General features: G+C 72.7%; 19 protein-coding genes. 15 read left to right on the forward strand and 4 right to left on the reverse strand.

Annotated elements, in window-relative coordinates:
• Positions 1 to 89 precede the first annotated feature (89 nt).
• Positions 90 to 710, reverse strand: a complete 621-nt coding sequence (locus tag AOK22_RS05770) for a lysophospholipid acyltransferase family protein (RefSeq protein WP_237773445.1) — start codon at positions 708 to 710, stop codon at positions 90 to 92.
• Between the two features lie 480 nt (positions 711 to 1,190).
• Here AOK22_RS05770 and AOK22_RS05775 point away from each other — a divergent pair, with 480 nt between their 5' ends.
• The 3 genes from AOK22_RS05775 to AOK22_RS05785 all read left to right on the forward strand — a co-directional run bounded on the left by AOK22_RS05775 (position 1,191) and on the right by AOK22_RS05785 (position 3,523).
• Complete coding sequence (locus AOK22_RS05775; protein ID WP_055697474.1) at positions 1,191 to 2,372, forward strand: glycerophosphodiester phosphodiesterase; 1,182 nt, start codon at positions 1,191 to 1,193, stop codon at positions 2,370 to 2,372.
• A 74-nt stretch (positions 2,373 to 2,446) separates the two neighbouring features.
• Positions 2,447 to 2,974: an RNA polymerase sigma factor gene (locus AOK22_RS05780; RefSeq protein ID WP_055697475.1), complete on the forward strand. Its 528-nt coding sequence runs from the start codon at positions 2,447 to 2,449 to the stop codon at positions 2,972 to 2,974.
• 36 nt (positions 2,975 to 3,010) lie between these two features.
• Complete coding sequence (locus tag AOK22_RS05785; protein ID WP_055697476.1) at positions 3,011 to 3,523, forward strand: GNAT family N-acetyltransferase; 513 nt, start codon at positions 3,011 to 3,013, stop codon at positions 3,521 to 3,523.
• A 58-nt stretch (positions 3,524 to 3,581) separates the two neighbouring features.
• On the opposite strand, the gene AOK22_RS05790 is transcribed toward AOK22_RS05785, so the two are convergent.
• Together AOK22_RS05790 and AOK22_RS05795 are read right to left on the reverse strand one after the other, a co-directional pair.
• A complete protein-coding gene (locus tag AOK22_RS05790; RefSeq protein ID WP_055697477.1) occupies positions 3,582 to 4,016 on the reverse strand; it encodes a hypothetical protein in 435 nt (144 codons plus the stop codon).
• A gap of 1 nt (position 4,017) precedes the next feature.
• Complete coding sequence (locus tag AOK22_RS05795; protein WP_055697478.1) at positions 4,018 to 4,377, reverse strand: hypothetical protein; 360 nt, start codon at positions 4,375 to 4,377, stop codon at positions 4,018 to 4,020.
• A gap of 71 nt (positions 4,378 to 4,448) precedes the next feature.
• On the opposite strand from AOK22_RS05795, the gene AOK22_RS05800 reads away from it, so the two are divergent.
• The 10 genes from AOK22_RS05800 (at position 4,449) to AOK22_RS05845 (ending at position 18,117) form a co-directional block, all read left to right on the forward strand.
• Positions 4,449 to 5,096, forward strand: a complete 648-nt coding sequence (locus tag AOK22_RS05800) for an HAD-IA family hydrolase (protein WP_055697479.1) — start codon at positions 4,449 to 4,451, stop codon at positions 5,094 to 5,096.
• 399 nt (positions 5,097 to 5,495) lie between these two features.
• On the forward strand, positions 5,496 to 6,572 hold the full coding sequence (locus AOK22_RS05805; protein WP_055697480.1) for a methionine ABC transporter ATP-binding protein: 1,077 nt from the start codon (positions 5,496 to 5,498) through the stop codon (positions 6,570 to 6,572).
• On the forward strand, positions 6,569 to 7,315 hold the full coding sequence (locus tag AOK22_RS05810) for a methionine ABC transporter permease (RefSeq protein ID WP_055697481.1): 747 nt from the start codon (positions 6,569 to 6,571) through the stop codon (positions 7,313 to 7,315). The genes AOK22_RS05805 and AOK22_RS05810 overlap by 4 nt, the downstream gene beginning before the upstream one ends.
• 138 nt (positions 7,316 to 7,453) lie before the next feature.
• Positions 7,454 to 8,293, forward strand: a complete 840-nt coding sequence (locus AOK22_RS05815) for a MetQ/NlpA family ABC transporter substrate-binding protein (protein ID WP_055697482.1) — start codon at positions 7,454 to 7,456, stop codon at positions 8,291 to 8,293.
• A 2-nt stretch (positions 8,294 to 8,295) separates the two neighbouring features.
• Positions 8,296 to 9,120, forward strand: a complete 825-nt coding sequence (locus AOK22_RS05820) for a MetQ/NlpA family ABC transporter substrate-binding protein (RefSeq protein WP_055697483.1) — start codon at positions 8,296 to 8,298, stop codon at positions 9,118 to 9,120.
• 171 nt (positions 9,121 to 9,291) lie between these two features.
• Complete coding sequence (locus AOK22_RS05825; protein ID WP_055697484.1) at positions 9,292 to 9,954, forward strand: GNAT family N-acetyltransferase; 663 nt, start codon at positions 9,292 to 9,294, stop codon at positions 9,952 to 9,954.
• 152 nt (positions 9,955 to 10,106) lie between these two features.
• Positions 10,107 to 11,321, forward strand: coding sequence for a precorrin-6y C5,15-methyltransferase (decarboxylating) subunit CbiE (cbiE, locus tag AOK22_RS05830; protein WP_055697485.1), 1,215 nt, complete (start codon positions 10,107 to 10,109; stop codon positions 11,319 to 11,321).
• A gap of 357 nt (positions 11,322 to 11,678) precedes the next feature.
• Positions 11,679 to 15,728, forward strand: coding sequence for a nicotinate-nucleotide--dimethylbenzimidazole phosphoribosyltransferase (gene cobT / locus AOK22_RS05835; RefSeq protein ID WP_055697486.1), 4,050 nt, complete (start codon positions 11,679 to 11,681; stop codon positions 15,726 to 15,728).
• Between the two features lie 243 nt (positions 15,729 to 15,971).
• Positions 15,972 to 17,210: a uroporphyrinogen-III C-methyltransferase gene (gene cobA, locus AOK22_RS05840; protein WP_055697487.1), complete on the forward strand. Its 1,239-nt coding sequence runs from the start codon at positions 15,972 to 15,974 to the stop codon at positions 17,208 to 17,210.
• 88 nt (positions 17,211 to 17,298) lie between these two features.
• Positions 17,299 to 18,117 carry a TrmH family RNA methyltransferase gene (locus tag AOK22_RS05845; protein ID WP_055697488.1) on the forward strand — a complete coding sequence of 273 codons (819 nt, stop codon included), beginning with the start codon at positions 17,299 to 17,301 and terminating at the stop codon, positions 18,115 to 18,117.
• A 42-nt stretch (positions 18,118 to 18,159) separates the two neighbouring features.
• On the opposite strand, the gene AOK22_RS05850 is transcribed toward AOK22_RS05845, so the two are convergent.
• On the reverse strand, positions 18,160 to 19,494 hold the full coding sequence (locus tag AOK22_RS05850; protein ID WP_055697489.1) for a serine/threonine-protein kinase: 1,335 nt from the start codon (positions 19,492 to 19,494) through the stop codon (positions 18,160 to 18,162).
• A 196-nt stretch (positions 19,495 to 19,690) separates the two neighbouring features.
• Here AOK22_RS05850 and AOK22_RS05855 point away from each other — a divergent pair, with 196 nt between their 5' ends.
• Together AOK22_RS05855 and AOK22_RS05860 are read left to right on the forward strand one after the other, a co-directional pair.
• Positions 19,691 to 19,957, forward strand: coding sequence for a hypothetical protein (locus AOK22_RS05855; RefSeq protein ID WP_055697490.1), 267 nt, complete (start codon positions 19,691 to 19,693; stop codon positions 19,955 to 19,957).
• Positions 19,958 to 20,163: 206 nt separating this feature from the next.
• Complete coding sequence (locus tag AOK22_RS05860) at positions 20,164 to 20,367, forward strand: hypothetical protein (RefSeq protein WP_055697491.1); 204 nt, start codon at positions 20,164 to 20,166, stop codon at positions 20,365 to 20,367.
• Positions 20,368 to 20,545: the final 178 nt, after the last annotated feature.

A 20,545-nucleotide genomic window follows, 5' to 3' on the forward strand; every position in this document is an offset into this window, starting at 1 on the left:
ACCCTGAGAAAGCGGAGCGCCCGCCCGGGCGCCGGGGGAACACCCCAGCCCCGGTGCGGGCGCACCGAATCCGTTCAAGCCCCGCCGGGCTACGCCGCCTTCGCCTTCGTGGCGTACATGTCCACGTATTCCTGCCCGGACAGCTGCATGACCTCCGTCATCACGGAGTCCGTCACCGCCCGGAGCACATAGCGGTCCCGGTCCATCCCGTCGTACCGGGAGAACTCCATCGCCTCGCCGAACCGCACCGTCACCTTGCCGGGCCGCGGCAGTCCCTTGCCGCCGGGCTGGAGCTTGTCCGTGCCGATCATCGCGAACGGGACGACGGGCGCGCCGGTCATGAGGGTCAGCCGGGCGATGCCCGTACGCCCCCGGTAGAGCCGCCCGTCGGGCGAGCGCGTGCCCTCGGGGTAGATGCCGAAGACCTTGCCGTCGTCGAGGATGCGCCGCCCGGTCATCAGCGCCGCGACACCGCCGCGCCCGCCGTCGCGGTCCACCGGGATCATGCCGACGCCCGTGAAGAACCACGCCATCAGGCGGCCCTTGAGGCCCTTGCCCGTGACGTACTCGTCCTTGCCGATGAAGAACACCGGACGGTTGGTCACCAGCGGCAGGATCATCGAGTCGATGAACGTCAGGTGGTTTCCGGCCAGAATGACGGGCCCGGTCCCCGGGATGTTCTCGGCGCCTTCTACCCGTGGGCGGAACATCAGGCGCAAGATCGGTCCGAGCACTGCCTTGATGAGCGCTAGACGGGACAACAGGCCCTCCGGTGTCAAGGGTTCGACGACGAGTAAGTGCAGGTGAGGACGATACTCGCGGGGCACCGCCGTTTGCACATCGGGTTCACATACTCGATACGCAGAGTTGACCTGACTTTGCACGGTGTTGCCCTGCTCGTCCGCCCCTGTGACGACCGTATCCCCGTGGGAACGGTGTGGCCCGAAGTAGTGGTCCTTGTCACGCGGGCACTTCGCTCTGCGTGACGGACCTCCGGCGGACCGCGGGACGGATCGCGTGGCGGGCCGGGGACGGTCCCCGTGCCGGGCCGCCACCTCCATGGTGCGCCCACTCGCCATGCCGCGTCATCCCGCCGTTCCCTCCAGGGTCTCCCACACGTCACGCGCGGCCACCTACGATCGGTCCCGCTTTGTCAGGTGCAAAGCAGCGTGACATCGGGAGGAGCGCCAATGGCGACGCAGGAGTCGGGTCAGCAGCAGCCGGGGACGAGCCCGGGGCGGCGGGCGGTACTGGGGGCGGCGGTCCTCGGCGCGGGCACGGCCGTGGCAGGGCTGCCCGGTGTGGCGAGAGCCGACGAGCGGCACAGGGGTGGGCACGGCGGCCACGGCGGGTACAAGGACCTGCCGGTGCCCACCGTCGTCGCGCACCGGGGGACCAGCGGCTACCGGCCCGAGCACACGCTCGGTTCGTACCAGCTCGCCCTCGACATGGGCGCGCACGTCATCGAGCAGGACGTCGTGCCCACCAAGGACGGCCATCTCGTATGCCGTCACGAGAACGACATCACCGCGACGACGGACGTCTCGGCGCACCCCGAGTTCGCGTCCCGCAAGACCACCAAGTCCGTGGACGGCACCTCGCTGACCGGCTGGTTCACCGAGGACTTCACACTCGCCGAGCTGAAGACGCTGCGCGCCAAGGAGCGCATCCCGGGCACCCGCCAGCGCAACACCCTCTACGACGGCCGCTGGGACGTCCCCACCCTCGAAGAGGTGCTCCGCTGGGCGGAGAAGGAGGGCCGCAAGCGCGGCAGGCCGATCTGGCTGCACATCGAGACCAAGCACCCCACGTACTTCCGCAAGCTGGGCCTCGGCCTGGAGGAGCCGCTCGCCAGGCTGCTGCGCCGCTACGGCCGGCACAAGAAGAACTCGCCGAACTTCCTGCAGTCCTTCGAGCCCAGCAGCATCCAGCGCCTGGCCAAGCTGGTCTCCGCGCCCCGCGTCGTGCTCCTGTCCACCGCCAACTCCCGCCCCTGGGACTTCGTCGAGGCGGGCGACCCGCGCACCGTCGCCGACCTCGTCAAGCCCGAGGGCCTGACGTGGATGGCCGGCTTCGCGCAGGGCATCGGCCCGACCCTGGACCTGGTCATCCCGCGCAAGGCGGACGGCAGCCTCGGCACCCCGACCACCCTGGTCGAGGACGCCCACGCGGCGGGCCTGATCCTGCACCCGTACACGATGCGCAACGAGAACACCTTCCTGCCCACGAACTTCAGGAAGGGCACCGACCCGAACGCCTACGGCGACGCCTTCGGTGCCTTCAAGGCCTACTTCGAGACGGGCATCGACGGCATCTTCTCGGACAACTGCGACACCGCCCTGCTCGCGGCCGCGGACTTCGTCAACAAGTGAGGCCGTGGCCCCGGTTGGGGTGAGAGACGGCCGCTCCGGCAACCTCGCGCCGGAGCGGCCGCGTCCCGGCGTGCATGACCTACGAGCTCATCCCCACCCTCATCCCCTCGCTCCGGCCGCTCCTTGCCGCCGAGGCGTCGGCCGAGGCGCTCGGTTCCGGCACCGACCCCGGAGACCTCGAACAGGCCGTCTGGCTGCGCCTCCTCGAACGTCTGGAGGCCGAGGGCCCGCCCGCCGACCCGGCGCTGTGGCTGCGCGGCGCCGTGCGGTCCGAGGCGCGCCGCACCCGGCACACGACGCGGCGGGAGGTGGCGTACGCGACCGAACCCGCCGACGACACCGAGGGCGGCCCCGAACAGCGCGCCCTGACCGCCGACCGGGACCGCACCCTGCACGCCGCGGTGCGCAGGCTGCCCGGCCGCTGCCCCCGCATCATGGCCGCCCTGCTGTCCCCCAAGGACCTCACCTACCGGGAAATCGCAGGGGAGTTGGGAATGTCACAGGGCAGCCTGGGGCCGGAACGTTCCCGTTGCCTGGGATGCCTGCGCAGAATGCTGGCGGCGGAGGTTGCGGCTCCTGAACCCTGGGGAAAGGAGCGATAGACAACCGGTGGACAGGTGAGCGGGAGGCATGCACACATGGGCATGAGCGTGACCATCTCGGAGGCGGCGGGCGACGACACGGACGCCGCCGAGCAGATCCTCAAACTGCAGTACCTCTGCTACCAGAGCGAGGCCGAGCTCTACGGCGACTACTCGATCGAGCCGCTGACCCAGTCCCTCGACTCCCTGAGGGGCGAACTGACCACGGGCGTCGTCCTGGTGGCCCGCCTCGGCGACGAGGTGGTGGCCTCCGTGCGCGGCACGGTCGACGCGGACGGCACGGCGCGGATCGGCAAGCTCATCGTCCATCCCCGGATGCAGCGGCACGGCCTGGGCGGCCGGCTCCTCGACGCGGTCGAGCGGCGGCTCGGCGCGGACGGCACGGCGAAGTGCTTCCAGCTCTTCACCGGGCACCGCAGCGAGCAGAACCTCCAGCTGTACCGCAAGCACGGGTACGCGGCGGTGAGCAGCCGGCGGGTCGACGACCGGCTCACGGTGGTGACGCTCGCCAAGGAGGCGGCCGCGGGGACGTACGTGGCCAGCGCCTAGGCCCGTCCGGGGCGCGGGGAACCGCGCGGCCGGCCGGCGACGGTCCGCGGTGGACCGCTCAGCCGGCGGACGCCCTCCGCGCCTTGCGCAGCCAGAAGATCGCCGTCACCGGCAGGATCACCGGGATGAAGAGGTAGCCCATCCCGAAGTCCGACCAGACCGTGGCGTCGGGGAAGGCGGACGGTTCCACCAGCGTCCAGGTGCCCACGGCGAGCACGCCGAGGAGCTCGGCGGCGCAGCACACCAGCGCCGCCCTGCGGGCCGTGTCCCCGCCGCGCACCAGCGAGTACGTGATGAAGCCGTAGACGAGGCCCGCGAGCGCGGACAGTGCGTACGCGAGCGGGGCCTTGTCGAAGTCCATGGCGATCTGCACGACGGAGCGCGACACGGCGCCGACGACCATCACGCCGTACAGCCACACCAGCAGGATGCCGGGGCCGGTGATCAGCTTCTGCCGGGCGCCGCGGGACTCGCTCTTCTCGGTCACCGTCACCTCAGCCTCCCCAGATGTCGTAGAGCCGCACCTCGAGCACGGCGAGGACCACACCGCCCGCGGCGACCGTCAGGGAACCCCAGCGCGTCCGCTCCGCCAGGGACATGAAGCCCGCCGCCGGCACGCACGCGAAGGAGCCGAGCAGATAGGCCACGAAGATCGTCGTGCCCTGCTCGGGGTCCTCGCCGCGCGCGAGCCGGACGATGCCGACGATCAGCTGGACCAGGGCGAGGAAGGTCACCACGCCCATGCCGATGAAGTGCCAGTCCTTGGTCGGCTGGTCGCGGTAGGCGGCGAAACCGCACCAGGCGGCGAGGGCGAGCGCGGCCACGGCGGTCGCGATCGTCAGGGCGTCAAGCATGTCCGTGACTTTATTACGGGCCCTTCGACCCGATGCGCGTGCCCCCGGGGTGCCCCGTAGGCTCGGGGGCCATGAAGATCCAGGCTGACGCGCTCCTGTTCGACAACGACGGCACCCTCATCTCCTCCATGGAGTCGGTGTACCGCTGCTGGACACGGTGGGCGCAGGAGTACGGGATCACCGCCGAGGACTTCGCCCGGGTCGAGCTGCACGGCCGCCCCGCCGCCGAGATAGCCGCCGACCTGCTGCCCGCCGAGAAGGTCGCCGGGGCCGTGGCCCGCATCGAGGAGCTGGAGGTCTCCGACGTGGCGGGCGGCGTCGTGCTGCTGCCGGGCACCCGCGCGCTCCTGGAGTCGCTGCCCATGGACCGCTGGGCCGTGGTCACCTCCGCGACCCGCGTCCTCGCCGAGGCCCGGCTCGCCGAGGTCGGCGTCCGCCCCGGTCTGGTGATCGCCGCCGACGACATCACCCGCGGCAAGCCCGACCCGGAGCCCTTCCTGCTCGCCGCCGCCAAGCTGGGCGCTGAGCCCGCGCGCTGCGTGGTCTTCGAGGACGCGCCCGCGGGGCTGCAGGCCGGCCGGGCCGCGGGCATGACGACCGTGGCGTTGACCACAACCCACACCGCCGACGAGCTGACCGCCGACGTCGTCGTCACGGACCTCTCCGCCGTGTCCGCGCAGGCCACGACGGGTGGCGTGGAGATCTCCCTCGCGGGCTGAGCCCGCCGGCCGCCGTGTCCACGGCCGTCCCCTCGCTGTCCGCTATGCGGACAGCGAGGGTGGACAGCCACCTCACGCGTGTTTTACTTGCTCCATGACCACGACGAGCAGCCGCACCCTTGCGACCGAGGCGATGACGACGCCCGGTGCTCGTTGTATGTGTCGAATGTGCGCCTTCTGAGGGCCCCCGCACCACCGAAGAGCCTCGCGCCCCGAAGCGAAGCCGCTGTGCCGCGCCCCTGCGTGACGTACGGAAGTACACCGACGTAGGAAGCGAGCCTGCCCCGCGCACACGTCCTCCGGTTCCTTTCGCCACCGCGAGAACCGTGCCGCGTTCCGAACGAATGCCCCGTGCCCGGCGACACCCGCGCCGCGCACTCGACAGTGACGGAATCCCCTGTGATCACCACTTCCGGCCTCACCAAGGTCTACCGCTCACGCGGTCGTGAAGTAACCGCCCTCGACGGAGTCGACCTGCACGTCCGCGAGGGCGAGGTGTACGGCGTCATCGGCCAGTCCGGCGCCGGCAAGTCCTCCCTGATCCGCTGCGTCAACCTCCTCGAGCGCCCCACCTCCGGCACCGTGACCGTCGACGGACAGGACCTCACCGCCCTCGCGGGCCGCGGCTCGCGCGCGGGCAGGGAACTGCGGCAGGCGCGCAGCCGCATCGGCATGGTCTTCCAGCACTTCAACCTGCTGTCGTCGCGGACCGTGCAGGACAACATCGAGCTGCCCCTGGAGATCCTCGGGCTCTCCGGACAGCAGCGCTCCCGCAAGGCCCTCGAACTGCTCGACCTGGTCGGCCTCGCCGACAAGGCGAAGAGCTACCCGAGCCAGCTCTCCGGCGGCCAGAAGCAGCGCGTCGGCATCGCCCGCGCCCTGGCCGGCGACCCCAAGGTGCTGCTCTCCGACGAGGCGACCAGCGCCCTGGACCCGGAGACCACCCGCTCGATCCTCCAGCTGCTGCGCGACCTCAACCAGCAGCTCGGCCTGACCGTCCTGCTCATCACGCACGAGATGGACGTCGTCAAGAGCGTCTGCGACTCCGCCGCCCTGATGGAGCGCGGGCAGATCGTCGAGTCCGGCACCGTCAGCGAGCTGCTCGCCACCCCCGGCTCCGAGCTCGCCGCCGCGCTCTTCCCCGTCAGCGGCGCCGCCACCGGCGCCGACCGCACCGTCGTCGACGTGACCTTCCACGGCGAGGCCGCCACCCAGCCGGTCATCTCCCAGTTGTCGCGCACGTACAACATCGACATCTCGATCCTCGGCGCCGCGATGGACACCGTCGCGGGCAAGCAGGTCGGCCGGATGCGCATCGAGCTGCCGGGCCGCTTCGAGGAGAACGTCGTCCCGATCGGCTTCCTGCGCGAGCAGGGCCTGCAGGTCGACATCGCGGGGGAGGACGCCTCGCCGAAGGACGCCACCCTGCTGCGCAAGGACGACGCCCCGCTGCTGGTGAAGGAAGGTGCCAAGTGACCTGGTCGGAGATGCAGCCCCTGCTGGAGCAGGCGTGTTGGGACACCCTCTACATGGTCGGCTGGTCGACGCTCATAGCCGTCGCCGCCGGACTGCCGCTCGGCATCCTGCTCGTGCTCACCGAGCGCGGCGGGCTCCTGCAGAACGCCGTCCTCAACAAGGTCATCGGGCAGGTCGTGAACATCGCCCGCTCGATGCCCTTCATCATCCTGATGGTGGCCCTGATGGGCTTCACGCGCTGGGTCACCGGCACCACGATCGGCCGCGAGGCCGCCCTCGTGCCGCTCGCCGTCGGCGCCATCCCGTTCTTCGCGCGCCTGGTGGAGACCTCGATCCGCGAGGTCGACCACGGGCTCGTCGAGGCCGTGCAGTCGATGGGCGGCTCCACCTGGACCGTCGTGCGCAAGGTCCTCGTCCCGGAGTCCCTGCCCTCGCTGATCTCCGGCGCCACCACCACGATCGTCGCCCTCATCGGCTACTCCGCGATGGCGGGCACGGTCGGCGGCGGCGGCCTCGGCGACCTCGCGCTGCGCTACGGCTACCAGCGCTTCGAGACCGAACTGATGTGGATCACCGTGGCGATCCTCGCCGTGGTCATCTCGATCATCCAGTTCGCGGGCGACTACGCGGCCCGCAGGCTGCACAAGCGCGGCGGCGGCAACGGCCCGCTGCTGCTGTTCCGCCCGCTGCGCGGTGTCCTGCCCGGCACCGTCGCCGCCGAGACGACCACCAAGACCGGCTGAGCACCACCGGCCGACCGGGGACCTCCGGGTCCCCGGCCAGGGACCCCCGGGTCCCGCCAGGGACCGCAGGGTCCCCACCCGCAGACTTCCCCGCACACCACCGCGGGGCTGCACCACCCATGGAGAAAGGCACTTTTCGTGCGTAACACCGCCAAGATCACCACCGCTGTCCTCGCCACCGGCGCCCTCACCCTCGGGCTCGCCGCCTGCGGTTCCGACAAGGACTCCGCGGGCGACAAGGACGGCAAGCTCATCGTCGCCGCCACCCCGACGCCCCAGGGCCAGATCCTGGAGTACGTCCAGAAGAACCTCGCCAAGAAGGCCGGCCTCGACCTCGAGGTCAAGGAGTTCACCGACTACGTCACGCCGAACACGGCCGTCCAGCAGGGCGAGGTCTTCGCGAACTACTTCCAGCACAAGCCGTACCTCGACGACTTCAACAAGAAGAACGGCACGGACATCGTGCCCGTCCCCGGGGCCACGGTTCACCTGGAGCCGCTCGGCGTCTACTCCAAGAAGATCAAGAAGCTCGCGGACCTGAAGGACGGCGCCACGGTCGCCATCCCGAACGACACCACCAACGAGGCCCGCGCGCTCAAGCTCCTCGCGGACAACGGCGTCATCGAGCTCAAGAAGGGCGTCGGCTACGAGGCCACCCCGAAGGACATCGCCAAGAACCCCAAGAACATCACGTTCAAGGAGCTCGAGGCCCCGACGGTGCCCCGCAGCCTGGCCGACGTCGACGCCGCGGTGATCAACGGCAACTACGCGCTGGAGGCCAAGCCCGCCCTCAGCCCCGCCAAGGACGCCCTCGTCGCCGAGCCCGCCAAGGGCAACCCCTACGGCAACTTCCTCGCCGTGAAGAAGGGCGAAGAGAACGACCCGCGCGTGAAGAAGCTCGCCAAGCTCCTCACCTCGCCCGAGGTCAAGAAGTTCATCGACGAGAAGTACGACGGCGCCGTCGTCGCGGCCTTCTGATCATGCGTACGTCCGTCATGGGAGCCGCCGCGGGGACCCTGGTCCTCGCGCTCGGCCTGACCGCGTGCGGCGCGGGCTCCGACAGCGGATCGGGGGGCTCCGGCGACCGGCTCGTCGTCGGGGCGACCCCGACCCCGGCCGGCGAGGTCCTCGCGTACGTCCAGAAGAACCTCGCGAAGAAGGCGGGCCTCGACCTGGAGGTGAAGGAGTTCACGGACTACGTCACTCCGAACACCGCGCTCCAGGAGGGCTCCCTCGACGCCAACCTGTACCAGCACACCCCGTACCTCAAGGACTTCAACACGTCCAAGAAGACGGACCTGGTGCCGGTCACCGAGGTGTACCTGCCCCCGATGGGCGTGTACGCGAAGAAGACCAAGGACGTCGCCCAGCTCCGCGAGGGCGCGACCGTGGCCGTTCCGAACGACACGACCAACGAGGGCCGGGCGCTCCAGCTGCTCGCCTCCAAGGGCGTCATCGGGCTCAAGAAGGGCGTCGGCGGCACGGCCACGCCCGAGGACATCACGTCCAACCCGAAGAAGCTCACCGTCAAGCCGCTCGACCCGGCGCAGCTGCCGCGCTCGCTCGACGACCTCGACGCGGCGGTCATCAACAACAACTTCGCGCTCGACGCCGGGCTCAGCCCGAAGAAGGACGCCATTCTCCTGGAGTCCGCGAAGGGCAATCCCTACAACAACGTCCTCGCCGCCAAGAAGGGCGAAGAGGACGACCCGCGGATCAAGAAGCTGGCGAAACTGCTGACTTCGCCCGAGGTGAAGAAGTTCATCGAGGACAAGTACAAGGGATCCGTGCTGCCCGTCCACTAGGGCGGAACGGCCTCCCGCGCGCGGGAGGCACATCAGGACACCAACGGGGTCCACTCCCCCTACGGGAGTGGACCCCGTGGTGCGTCTGCGGCCGGACATGTTGCATGCTGGTCACTTCAGAAGGCCCGAAGGTGAAGGTCCTTCAGGTCTATGAAGGTTATGGAGCGGCGCATGAACAGAGCCTCCTCGGGGTCCTCGGAGTTTCCCGACATCTCCATCAGCACGGAGCGGTTGGTGCTGCGCCCCCTCGAAGAGGCGGACGTCCCCGCGTACGCGGAGATGATGAACGACGAGCTCGTCACGGCCTGGACCTCCGTGCCCCAGCCCTACACCGAGGCCGACGCCCGCGACTGGATCACCCGCCTCGCGCCCGCCGAGCGCTCCGAGGGCCGCGGCATCGTCCTCGCCGTCACCGAGTTCCTCACCCAGCGCCTTGTCGGCATCATCCAACTCCGGGGCACCGACTGGCGGGTGCGCGCCACCGAGCTCAACTACGTCGTCGCCCCCTGGGCCCGTGGCGAGGGCTACGCCTCCGAGGCGGCGCTCGCCACCGCCCAATGGCTCTTCCACGACCAGAAGTTCGAGCGCATAGAGCTGCGCACCGCCGCCGACAACACCGCCGCCCAGCAGGTCGCCCAGAAGATCGGCTGCATCAGCGAGGGCGTCCTGCGCGGCGCCTGGATAGCGCGCACGCGCAACGGCGGCGACCCCTTCGGCGGCTGGCTCGACCTGCGCACCGACCTGATCGTGTGGAGCCTGCTCCCCGAGGACCTCGAAGGGGTCTCCGAGAGCCTCGCCGACAGCGGGTTCTCGGCCTACTCCGACTGGAACTGAGCCCTTCGTCCCGGCCCGCGCGGCCACCATGCGCCCCTGGAGCGCTCCCGAGTCCCAGCAGGTACGCTCGCCCCTGGCCGCGTGCGCGGTTGCCCCGCCCGCAGCCACCGCCCCGCCCTGACGACCCGCGAGAACCCAGGAGACAGACGACGATGGCCGACCGGGTCACGGTGATCGGCTGGGACGGTACGCCGCTGACCGCAGCGGCACGTTCCGCGCTCAGCGCCGCGACGCTCGTGGCGGGCGCCGCCCACCACCTGGCGCTGGACGAGCTCCCCGCCCGCGCCGAGCGGATCCGCCTCGGCAGCGTGAGCCTGGCCGCCCGCCGCATCGCCGCCCACCGCGGCACCGCCGTCGTCCTCGCCGACGGGGACCCCGGCTTCTTCGGCGTCGTACGCACCCTGCGCGCCCCCGAGTACGGCCTCGAAGTGGAGGTCGTACCCGCCGTCTCCTCCGTCGCCCAGGCCTTCGCCCGCGCGGGCATGCCCTGGGACGACGCCGAGGTCGTCGTCGCCCACCGCCGCACCCTGCGCCGTGCCGTGAACGTCTGCCGCGCCCACACCAAGGTCGCCGTCCTCACCTCGCCCGGCGCGGGCCCCGCCGAACTGGGACTGCTGCTCCAGGGCGTCCACCGCACCTTCGTCATCTGCGAGGAGCTCGGCACCGACCGCGAGCAGGTCTCCGTGGTCACCTCCGACAAGGCCGCCGACCACAGCTGGCGCGACCCGAACGTCGTCATCGTCATCGGCGGCACCGCGCCCGCCGCCGACACCGGCTGGATCGCCGGCCGCGAACCGGCCGCCCAGCCGCGCGGCTGGGCGCTGCCCGCCGCCGAGTACGGCGGGGACATCTGGCTCGGCGAGGGCGAGACCGACCGGCTGCGGGCCGCCCAACTCGCCCGCCTCGGGCCGCGCGTGGGCGACCTCGTCTGGGACATCGGCTGCGGCAGCGGCGCCTTCACCGCGGAGGCCGCGCGCTTCGGTGCCGCCGTGATCGCGGTCGACCGCGACCCCGACGCCCTCGGCCGCACCACGGCCGCCGTGCGCCGCTTCGGCGTCCAGGCCCAGACCGTGCACGGCGTCGCCCCGCACGTCCTCGAAGACCTCCCCGAGCCCGATGTCGTACGCGTCGGGGGCGGGGGAGCCGCCGTGGTCTCCGCGGTCGCCGACCGCCGTCCGGAGCGCATCGTGACGCACGCCGCGACACGCGACGCGGCCGAACTCATCGGCCGGGACCTGACCGAGCACGGCTACACCGTCGAGTGCGCGCTCCTCCAGTCCGTGGAGCTCGACACACGCGCCTGGCGCGAGGAGAAGCGGACGGTTGTGTTCCTGCTCTCGGGGCGGTTGCCGGACCGCTCCCCGTGACCCTGCGGGCGCACGGTGCGGGGTAGGCTGGCCGATCGTTGTACTGCACCCGGGTGCCCAGCAGTTCGTTGGTCAATGTCCGGAAAGCTCGCCCGTTTTGAGGGGTGTGTGTGGTACGGCATGACCGGAGGACGCGCAACGTGGCGCAGTCCACAGCGGGCTGTGGCCGATCAAGCTGCCGCGACGGCGGGCCGACCGGGACAATGCCTGTTGTCCGGTCCGCGGTTCGTGCCGCGGGGCGCACACGCTCGTTGAGGATGACGGGCGGTTGGTGCGCCGCTCCGGGCAATGGGGCCGCCCCGGCCGAAGGCTGAGGGGCGGTCGAAGAAGCACTAACCGATGGGCGAGGGGTTACGCATGACCGACACCGGCCAGGTCCCGGGCGAGGGACTGCCGGAGGGCGCAGGCAACGGTGTACCTTCCGGGCCCGTGCAGGGCATGGGGGCACAGCAGCCGGGCGTTCCCGCACCGGGTGCGTACACCTTCGTGGACCCGGCCGACCCCGCCGAGAACGTCGCCGATGACGACGACCTGCTCTTGATGCCGGGCGCCCAGGGGGCGTGGAGCGAGACGCAGGGGGCGCCGATGCACCACGGCCAGGTCCCGGGGCACGGTCAGGCGCCGGGGCACGGGCCGGTTCCCGGACAGGCCCAGGGGCCGGTCCAGGGCGCCGGTCAGCCGCAGGCCGTCCCGGCCGCCCACGGTGCCCCCGTCGCGCAGGCCGCCCATGCCGCCCACCAGCCGGGTCCGCACGAGACCTCCGGACGGGACAGCGGCTCGGTCGACCTGAACGGCGTCCGGATGCCCGGTGCCGCGCCCGCCCCGTCCCACCCGTCGCCCGCCCGTCGCCCGCTGCACCGCGGCCCGGTCGTGCCCGACGGCACGGCCAGCCCCGTGCGGTCGCTCGCCGACCGGGGCCCCGCCGGGGCGACGCCCCCGCAGCACCCCGCGCCGGCCCGTCACGCGGGTCCGCCCACGACCGGACCCGAGTACCTCGACATTCCGCGCGACGACGCGGGCCTGCCGGGCCCGCAGCTCGGTGAGATCCCGCAGGGGGCCGCGCCGTGGTCCCCGCAGGGGCAGATGCCTCAGGCGCCCCAGGCGGCCCAGACGGCGATGCCTCAGGAGCCGATGCCGCAGGGGCAGGGGGGCCAGGAGTCTTATCCCGCACCAGCAGAAACGGTCGTCCCAGGAGACGCAGGGGCCGCAGGGGTCGCAGAGGCCACGGGCGTCGCCGGTGGCTCGGGTGTCCCGGACGCCCCCGTCACCCAGGACGCCTCGGGTGTCACACAGGCACCTCAGTTCACGGACGTACCGCAGACCGCGGACGCACCGCAGACGCCGGACGCGGCCTTCCCCGGGCAGCAGCCCGTCGAGCTCCCGGGCCAGGCCCAGGCGCAGTACGCCGGGCAGCACGGCGGCGAGCCGTATGCCGGTGAGCAGTACGGCGCCGACGCCGGGCAGGTCCCGCCGGCCGAGCAGCGGTTCGCCCCGGCCGAGCAGCAGTTCGCGATGGGGGAGCAGCCGGCGTTCGCCCAGGCCGTGCCCGCCGCCGTGGGCCAGTCGCCGTTCGCCGTCGCCTCCGCGCAGTCGTGGGACGGCGCGCAGGTCCCGCACGCCGCCGAGGCCGGCCAGGCCTTCGCCCCGGACGCCCTTCAGGGCGCGCCCGAGGGGCCCGTCGGCGCCGCGCACGACCCGCACGCCCCCCAGCAGGGGACCCCGCAGGACGGCGTCCCCGCGGACGGGCCGTTCCCCGGTGAGCCCGTCGGCGTCCAAGGTGCCCAGCCCATCGGCCAGTTCGTGCCGGTCGAGGGCACCGTCCCGACCACGCCCCACCTGGCCCCGACGCCTCCGCGCCCGCTGGTCGTCCCGCCGGAGGCCCTGGCCGCCGAGGCCCAGCCCGTCCAGGAGGCGGCAGCCGCCCCGGACGCGGTCGCCCCGGACACGGCCGTCGCGGACGCCGAGCAGCCCGCGCCCGCCGAGCCCCCGGCAGCCGACGCCCAGCAGCCCGCCGACGCGGCGGTCGCCCCCGTACCGCAGCCGGAAGCACCCGAGGCCGCGATGCCGGAGGCCGCGATCCCCGAGGCCGCCGCGCCCGAGGCCGTGCCCGCCGAGGCACCGGCCGCCGTCGACGAGGACCCGCACGCAGCGCAGCAGCCCGCCGCCGCGGTGCCCGCCCCGCGTGACGGCGCCGAGCCGGACGCCGCCGTCCAGGAGGGCGCCCCGGCCGAGGGCGCCGAGCCCGCCGAGGCGACGGCCGACCCCGCGGAGACCGGCGCGCCCGCCGTGTCCCCCGACACCCCGCAGACCCCGCAGGCGATGCCTGCGTCCTCGGTGGCCGACCGGGCCGAGTTCCCGGCCGCCCCCGAGACGGCCGACCCGGCCGAAGAGTTGGACGAGGCCGACGACGTCATCTCGTTCGAACCGATCGACGCGAACGAAGTGACCGAAGTGGCCGAAGCACCTGAGATGGCCGAAGCGCCTGAAGCACCCGAGACGACCGAGGCCCCCGAGCCCCTGGCCGCCGCCGCACCGGAGGCCCCCGAGCCGACCGGTACCCCCGAGGCGCAGGACGGCGCCGAGGTCCCCGAGCTCCTCGACGCCGAGGCGGCGGAGGCGGTGGACGCCGAGCACGCCGCGTTCACGGAGTACCCCGAGCCCGTGCCGTCCCCCGGCACCGCCGCCCCGGGCTACGCCGACGCCGAGCGCGAGGCCGTCCTGCGCGTGATGCGCGAGCGCCGCGACATCCGCAACGGCTTCCGCAACGACGCCATCCCGCACGAGGTGCTGCTCCGCGTCCTGGAGGCCGCGCACACCGCCCCCTCGGTCGGCCACTCCCAGCCGTGGGACTTCGTCGTCATCAAGTCCGCCGAGACCCGCCGGACCATGCACGAACTGGCGATGCGCCAGCGCGACGCGTACGCCAAGTCCCTGCCCAAGGGCCGCGCGAAGCAGTTCAAGGAACTGAAGATCGAGGCCATCCTCGACACCCCGGTGAACATCGTCGTCACCGCCGACCCCACCCGCGGCGGCCGCCACACCCTCGGCCGGCACACCCAGCCGCAGATGGCCCCCTACTCCTCGGCGCTCGCCGTCGAGAACCTCTGGCTCGCCGCCCGCGCCGAAGGCCTCGGCGTCGGCTGGGTCAGCTTCTTCGACGAGCGCGAGATGGTCCGCGCCCTCGGCCTGCCCGAGCACCTCGAAGTCGTCGCCTACCTGTGTGTGGGATACGTCGACGAGTTCCCGGACGAGCCCGAGCTGATGCAGGCCGGCTGGTCCAAGCGCCGCCCGCTGTCCTGGGTCGTCCACGAGGAGACGTACGGCCGGCGCGCCCTGCCCGGAGAGGACCCGCACGACCTGCTCGCCGAGACCGTCGCGAACATCCGCCCGCTGGACGCCAAGGCGCTCGGCGAGGCGTGGGAACGCCAGAAGCGCATGACCAAGCCGCCGGGCGCGCTCGGCATGCTGGAGATCATCTCCGCACAGCTCTCGGGCCTGTCCCGGATGTGCCCGCCGCCGATCCCGGAGCCCGCGGCCGTCGCGATCTTCGCGGGCGACCACGGCGTGCACGCCCAGGGCGTCACCGCCTGGCCCCAGGAGGTGACCGCGCAGATGGTCGCCAACTTCCTCGGCGGCGGCGCGGTCTGCAACGCCTTCGCCAACCAGGTGGGCGCCGAGGTCTGCGTGATCGACGTCGGCGTGGCCAGCGAGCTGCCCGCGACCCCCGGCCTGCTGCCCCGCAAGGTCCGCGCGGGCACCGCCGACATGACGACCGGCCCCGCCCTGACCCGCGAAGAGGTCAAGGCGGCCGTCGAGGTCGGCATCGAGACGGCCCGCGACCTGGTGGCGGCGGGCAACAAGGCCCTGCTCACCGGCGAGATGGGCATCGCGAACACGACCGCGTCCGCGGCCCTGATCTCCGTCTACACCGACACCGACCCCGCCGAGGTCACCGGCCGGGGCACGGGCATCAACGACGAGATGCACACCCGCAAGGTCGAGGTCGTGCGCCGCGCCCTCGACCTCCACAAGCCCGACCCGGCGGACCCGATCGGCGTCCTCGCGGCGATCGGCGGCCTGGAGCACGCGGCGATGGTGGGCCTCCTCCTCGGCGGCGCCTCCCTGCGCACCCCGGTGATCCTGGACGGCGTGAGCGCCGGCGCCGCCGCCCTGGTGGCCCGCGCCATCGCCCCCGAGGTCCTCGCGGCCTGCATCGCGGGCCACCGCAGCGCCGAGCCGGGCCACGTGGCGGCCCTGAACAAGCTGGGCCTGCGCCCGCTGGTCGACCTGGACCTCCGCCTCGGCGAGGGCACCGGCGCCCTGCTGGCCCTGCCGGTGGTCCAGAGCGCGGCCCGCGCGATGCACGAGGTGGCGACGTTCGACTCGGCGGGCGTCACCGAGAAGTAGGAGGGACGCCCACCCTGCCGCCCCGTTCGTGGGCAGGTGTTCCGCACGGCGGAACGGGTGGGCACGTACGCCCACGGTCCGCAGACGAACGACGGGGTCCGGGGCGAAGCCCCGGTTGTCGGGAAGGGGCGGGCCAGGGGAAAGACACACCCACCCGCCCCCGCCATACTGAACCCGCACGTCAAACCAGCCGCCCCACCGTCGCAGCGGCCCCGCAACGCCCCGCACGAGGAGCCCCCAGCCATGTCCACGGCCGAAAACCCCGCCTACCCCGTCGGCCTCCGCCTGACAGCCCGCCGCGTCGTCGTCCTCGGCGGCGGCCAGGTCGCCCAGCGCCGCCTCCCGGCCCTGATCAAGGCAGGCGCGGACATCCTCCTCGTATCCCCGTCCGCGACCCCCTCCGTGGAAGCGATGGCCGACGCGGGCGAGATCACCTGGACCCGGCGCCGCTACCAGCCCGGCGACCTCCGGAACGCCTGGTACGCCCTCATCGCCACCAGCGACGCGGAGGCGAACACCCAGGCATCGGCGGAGGCCGAGGAGCAGCGCGTCTGGTGCGTCCGCTCCGACGACGCCGAGGCCGCCACCGCCTGGACCCCGGCCACCGGCCGCTCCGAGGGCGTCACGGTCGCCGTCCTCTCCTCCGACCTGCACGACCGCGATCCGCGCCGCACCGCCGCCATCCGCGACGCGGTCGTCGAGGGCCTGCGCGACGGCAGCCTGGTCGCCCCCCACCTGCGCACCCGTACGGCCGGTGTCGCCCTGGTCGGCGGCGGTCCCGGCGACCCGGACCTCATCACGGTCCGCGGCCGCAGGCTGCTCGCCGCCGCCGACGTCGTCATCGCCGACCGCCTCGGCCCCCGCGACCTCCTCGACGAGCTGCCCCCGCACGTCGAGGTCATCGACGCGGCGAAGATCCCCTACGGCCGCTTCATGGCCCAGGAGGCGATCAACAACGCCCTGATCGAGCACGCCAAGCAGGGCAAGGCCGTCGTCCGCCTCAAGGGCGGCGACCCCTACGTCTACGGCCGCGGCATGGAGGAGCTCCAGGCGCTCGCCGAGGCGGGCATCACCTGCACGGTCGTCCCCGGCATCTCCAGCTCGATCTCGGTGCCCTCGGCGGCCGGCATCCCGGTCACCCACCGGGGCGTCGCCCATGAGTTCACCGTGGTCAGCGGCCATGTGGCGCCGGACGACGAGCGCTCCCTGGTCGACTGGGAGTCCCTGGCCAAGCTGCGCGGCACCCTCGTGGTCCTCATGGGCGTCGACAAGATCGGCAAGATCGCGGCGGCCCTGATCGCCCACGGCAAGGCGGCCGACACCCCGCTCGCCCTGATCCAGGAGGGCACGACGGCCGCCCAGCGCCGCGTCGACGCGACGCTCGGCACGGTCGCCGAGGCGGTCCGCACCCACGAGGTGAAGCCCCCGGCGGTCATCGTCATCGGCGACGTCGTGAACGTCGGCCCGCCGACCACCGTCTGACCGGCCCGCACCACCCGCACGTAACCAGCGGTAACGGAACCCGTTCCCAGCCGTTGGCACCACACCCAGGACAAGGCAGTATCACCCTGTGGCTGATCTCATCACCGTCGACGACCCCGACGACCCCCGCCTGCGCGACTACACGGGCCTGACCGACGTCGAACTGCGCCGCAAGCGCGAACCGGCCGAGGGCCTGTTCATCGCGGAGGGCGAGAAGGTCATCAGACGGGCCAAGGACGCCGGTTACGAGATGCGCTCGATGCTGCTCTCGGCCAAGTGGGTCGACGTCATGCGCGACGTCATCGACGAACTCCCGGCTCCCGTGTACGCGGTGAGCCCGGAGCTCGCCGAGCGGGTCACCGGCTACCACGTGCACCGCGGCGCCCTCGCCTCCATGCAGCGCAAGCCGCTGCCGACCGCCGACGAACTCCTCGCGACCACCCGCCGTGTGGTCGTCATGGAGGCGGTCAACGACCACACGAACATCGGCGCGATCTTCCGCTCCGCGGCCGCCCTCGGCATGGACGCGGTGCTGCTCTCCCCGGACTGCGCCGACCCGCTCTACCGCCGCTCCGTGAAGGTCTCGATGGGCGCGGTCTTCTCCGTTCCGTACGCCCGTCTGGAGTCCTGGCCCAAGGGTCTGGAGGGGGTGCGCGAGGCGGGCTTCAACCTGCTCGCCCTCACCCCCGACGAGAAGGCCACCTCCCTCGACGAGGCGGCCCCGCACCGCATGGACCGCGTCGCGCTGATGCTCGGCGCGGAGGGCGACGGCCTCTCCACCCAGGCGCTGGTCGCCGCCGACGAATGGGTCCGCATCCCGATGGCCCACGGCGTGGACTCGCTCAACGTGGGAGCGGCCGCGGCGGTCGCGTTCTACGCCGTGGCGACGGGCCGCCCGCAGTCGTGACCCGGCCGGGCGCGGGAATCCGCGCCCGGCCCGCGGGAGCGCCTAGTCGGTCCGCTCCATCGTCGACTCGAAGTGCTCGGACATCACCTGTCCGTCCAGCGGCTGGTACGTCGCCCGGTCCCTCGGGTCCGGTCCACCGCCGCCGTCCATGCCCCGCGCAGGCCCCTGGCACCCCTGCGCCGCCGCGATGGCCAGCGCCACCAGCAGCGTCACGACCACGAACACGAAGAGCCGCTGCCGCAGCAGCCGCGGATTGGCGGGCCCGCGCCGTCCCGTGCCGGTGGTGCGGGGGCCCTGCCGCCCGGTGCCGCTGCGCGGGGCGGGCCTGCTGCCGGAGCGCGTGGAGTTGCGGGACGGCGCGGGCCGGGAGCCGGACCGCGGGCCGTTCGGCCGCGAAGCGCCCGGCCGTGAGCCGCTGGGCCGCGGCGTGGGCGTGGCCCCCGGGCCGGGCCGCCGCTGGGTGCGCTGGTCGGCGTAGCTCTCGGCGAGCCGGCCCGTGGGCCGGTCGTGGTCCTGGCGCGGCGCGGGCGGGCGCACGTCACCGAGCCCCTGCGCCTCGCGGGCCGCGATCTCCTTGAGCCGCAGCGACAGTTGGAGCGTGCTCGGCCGCTCCTCCGGATCCTTGGCGAGACAGGCCCTGATCAGCGGCGCGAGCGCGTCGGGCACGCCGTGCAGCTGCGCCTCCTCGTGCACCACGCGGTAGAGCATGACCTCGGAACTGCCGTGCCCGAAGGGTGAGTCCGCCATGCCCGCGTACGCGAGCGTGGCGCCCAGCGCGAAGACGTCGGTGGCGGGCGTGACCGCGGCGCCGCGCACCTGTTCGGGCGCGAGGAATCCGGGCGAGCCGACGGCCGTGCCGACGTGCGTCAGGGTGGAGGCGCCGGTGGCCCAGGCGATGCCGAAGTCGATGATCCGGGGCCCCTTGGGGGACAGCAGGATGTTCGACGGCTTGAGGTCGCGGTGGACGACACCGGCCTCGTGCACGGCCACGAGCCCCTCGGCGAGCGCCGAGCCGACCACGGCCACCTCGGCCGCGGACAGCGGCCCCTCGGCGGCGACCTTGTCGTGCAGGGAGGGCCCGGGGACGTACTGCGTGGCGAACCACGGCCGGTCCGCGTCGAGATCGGCGGCCACGAGCCGGGCCGTGCAGCCGCCGCGGATGCGCCGGGCCGCCGACACCTCGCGGGCGAACCGCGAGCGGAACTCCTGGTCCTCCGCCAGGTCGGGCCGGATCACCTTCAGGGCGACGCGCTGCCCCCGCCGGTCCGACCCCAGATAGACGACCCCCATGCCGCCGGCGCCCAGGCGCCTGTGCAACCTGAACGAGCCGACGACACGCGGGTCCTCGCGCCGGAGCCGCATCATCGCCATGTCCATCCCCGCTACCCGGTCCGTCTGACGAGCCACAGCTTACGTTTCCGCGGCCGGGCACGTGCAGAGGCCGCGCCCTCGCGGGGCGATCGATTGTCAGTGCCAGGTGGGAAACTTGAAGAGTGGTCAGGGCACGGGGGACAGGGGGCCGTTGACGCCATCCCGATCCCCAACCATCCATCGCTGAAGGGGGATTGATCCCGTGAAGGGTGATCGCGTGGAGATCGTCGTGGACGCCGGTGACACGACGCGTACGTACGAAGTGGTGGCGAGCCGGGCGGGCCGCCGGGTGGAGACGGCGGTCCGCAGGGGAGTGGTGGAAGTGAGCGAAGTCACCCGCAGCGGCTCCGTGGTGCGTACGGCCCGGTTCATGGCCACCCGCGTCCTGGCCCTGGTCGAGCAGCCCGTCCCGAGGGAGGACAGCTCCGAGGCCGCGGCCCGTCCCCTCCGGGAAGACCCCGAGTCCTAGGACCCCGTCTCCACCCACGGGAGTACACCGGCGGCGATCGGTCATCCTCCGGGAGGCCAGGCAATCGGTACGAGGGCATGACGTCCGGCACCCCGCGCGCGCCTAGATTTGAGGTCAAGCGGCGGGTGCAGCACTCGTCCCCCGAGGTCAGACACCCGCCGCTGCCAGATCAACAACGAGAACAACGAATCGTCAGGAGAGGAACCATGGCGGACACGGCACCGCGGACCATGTTCCGCACGCAAGGGCGCAGGTTCTCCGCGTTCGGCGTCCGCCCGTCCGGCACGCGCCATCCGTTGGTGGCGACGGCCATGGTCCTCCCCCTGGCAGCCCTGCTCGTGGTCGTCTTCGGCGGCTGGGACGCAGTGGTCACACAAGCGTCGTCCGTGGGCGTGATGCTGGGGCGCTGAGCGGCGCCCCAGGCCCGGAAGAGCGGTCCGGGCGGGGACATCCGGCCATGAAACCCCGTGGGGACGGGGGTGCGGCGGACGGCACAGATGCCCGCGCAGCTGGGGAGCTGCGCGGGCATTGCCGTGTCCGTACGTCCGTCCGCACCCGGCGGCGCCTCCCCGTGCCGATCCACCGGTG

It is taken from the genome of Streptomyces silaceus (assembly GCF_001419745.1).
In the GTDB taxonomy this organism is placed as follows: Bacteria; Actinomycetota; Actinomycetes; order Streptomycetales; family Streptomycetaceae; genus Streptomyces; species Streptomyces silaceus.

What these genes read in the sequence shown, in the direction of transcription:
- AOK22_RS05770 (WP_237773445.1), bottom strand. Translation starts at nt 710, where the DNA reads ATGTTCCGCCCACGGGTAGAAGGCGCCGAGAACATCCCGGGGACCGGG.
- cbiE (WP_055697485.1), top strand. Translation starts at nt 10,107, where the DNA reads ATGGCCGACCGGGTCACGGTGATCGGCTGGGACGGTACGCCGCTGACC.
- AOK22_RS05795 (WP_055697478.1), bottom strand. Translation starts at nt 4,377, where the DNA reads ATGCTTGACGCCCTGACGATCGCGACCGCCGTGGCCGCGCTCGCCCTC.
- AOK22_RS05785 (WP_055697476.1), top strand. Translation starts at nt 3,011, where the DNA reads ATGGGCATGAGCGTGACCATCTCGGAGGCGGCGGGCGACGACACGGAC.
- cobT (WP_055697486.1), top strand. Translation starts at nt 11,679, where the DNA reads ATGACCGACACCGGCCAGGTCCCGGGCGAGGGACTGCCGGAGGGCGCA.
- AOK22_RS05820 (WP_055697483.1), top strand. Translation starts at nt 8,296, where the DNA reads ATGCGTACGTCCGTCATGGGAGCCGCCGCGGGGACCCTGGTCCTCGCG.
- AOK22_RS05850 (WP_055697489.1), bottom strand. Translation starts at nt 19,494, where the DNA reads ATGGACATGGCGATGATGCGGCTCCGGCGCGAGGACCCGCGTGTCGTC.
- AOK22_RS05775 (WP_055697474.1), top strand. Translation starts at nt 1,191, where the DNA reads ATGGCGACGCAGGAGTCGGGTCAGCAGCAGCCGGGGACGAGCCCGGGG.
- AOK22_RS05780 (WP_055697475.1), top strand. Translation starts at nt 2,447, where the DNA reads ATGACCTACGAGCTCATCCCCACCCTCATCCCCTCGCTCCGGCCGCTC.
- AOK22_RS05860 (WP_055697491.1), top strand. Translation starts at nt 20,164, where the DNA reads ATGGCGGACACGGCACCGCGGACCATGTTCCGCACGCAAGGGCGCAGG.
- cobA (WP_055697487.1), top strand. Translation starts at nt 15,972, where the DNA reads ATGTCCACGGCCGAAAACCCCGCCTACCCCGTCGGCCTCCGCCTGACA.
- AOK22_RS05825 (WP_055697484.1), top strand. Translation starts at nt 9,292, where the DNA reads ATGAACAGAGCCTCCTCGGGGTCCTCGGAGTTTCCCGACATCTCCATC.
- AOK22_RS05800 (WP_055697479.1), top strand. Translation starts at nt 4,449, where the DNA reads ATGAAGATCCAGGCTGACGCGCTCCTGTTCGACAACGACGGCACCCTC.